We start from the raw sequence: 1,259 nt of genomic DNA on the forward strand, positions 1-1,259 counted from the left end.
CGGCAATCCATTGTGAGAAACCATCGCAACCTCAAAGGACATCCGCCATGACCGCACCTACGAAGATCCACCCGGTGGTTTTATTCACGGCCTGTGGATCCACTCGAGCGCTTGGCAACCCTGGCTAGAGCTGTTCGGCGCCAACGGATATGCCGCAGCAGCCCCCGGCTGGCCCGGCGATTCGCCCACCGTGGAAGAGACCCGCGCCAATCCCGACGCCATGAACGGCGTCGGGATCGCCGATGTCGTCAACCATTACGCCGGCATCATCGGCAACCCTTCGGTCAAGCCGATCGTCATCGGCCATTCCTTCGGCGGGCTGTTTGCCCAGCAACTACTAGCCAGTGGGTACGCCGCGGCCGCCGTCGCACTTGACCCCGCGGCCATCAAAGGCGCCACGGCGCTACCCTTCGCGCAACTGAAATCCGCGTTCCCGGTGCTCGGCAATCCAGCCAACCGGCATCGCGCCGTCGCGCTCACACCCAAGCAGTTCCACTACGCCTTCGGCAACACGCTGACCGACGAGGAATCCGACGCGCTGCACGACGCCTGGTCCATACCCGGTACGGGACGTCCGCTGTTCGAAGAGGCCAGCGCTAACCTCACGCGGCACTCCGCCGCCGCCGTCGACGTCACCGTCGGCAGCCGCGGGCCGCTGCTCATTACCTCCGGCACCGAGGACCACGTGGTGCCGCTCAAGGTCACCAAGCAGGTTGTCGACCTGTACAGCAAGGGACCCGGCGACACCGACTTCCACGTCTTCGAGGGCCGCGGCCACTCCCTGACCATCGACAACGGGTGGAAGGAGGTCGCCGACGTTGTCCTGGAATGGTTGGCCGGCAAGGGATTCTGACTTCCTCGTCGCGCTTGACCGACTACCAGCCGACGACCGCGCGTCCCGTCACCACACACCCCTTAAGGAGCGCCGTGTCTGCAACAGCCACCCGCACAACGCATCACGTCGTGCGCCTCGACATCGCCACCGCCATCCCCTTTGACGAGTTCCGCGCCGCCTTCGAATCCGCAGCGCCGGTATTCGATCGCCAAGCCGTACACGCGATCGTCGCCGGCGGCGGCACCTGGGATGACGTGCGCGCCACCGTCAGGGCCGCAGCACCCCACGAGCTGATGGTGTTTACTTCCATCGACGCCAGACCGCTCATGTCGACCGCCGGTCACCACACCCCGGCGGTGGAGTACCTGCTGGGCAACCCCGTCGTGGCCGAGCAGATGTTCCGCCGCTCCTCCCTGGCTCTGCT

The 1,259-nt window shown here is 65.8% G+C and carries 1 protein-coding gene and 1 pseudogene; both read left to right on the forward strand.

Features of this window, described 5'->3' with window-relative positions; translation table 11 throughout:
• The first annotated feature begins 97 nt into the window (after window positions 1–97).
• A complete protein-coding gene (locus tag A5764_RS19150; RefSeq protein ID WP_231989757.1) occupies window positions 98–853 on the forward strand; it encodes an alpha/beta hydrolase in 756 nt (251 codons plus the stop codon).
• 74 nt (window positions 854–927) lie between these two features.
• Window positions 928–1,259 (forward strand): annotated as a pseudogene (locus A5764_RS19155) (DUF302 domain-containing protein); the annotation flags it as partial.

This window comes from Mycobacterium sp. 852002-51057_SCH5723018 (assembly GCF_001667035.1).
GTDB lineage: Bacteria > Actinomycetota > Actinomycetes > Mycobacteriales > Mycobacteriaceae > Mycobacterium.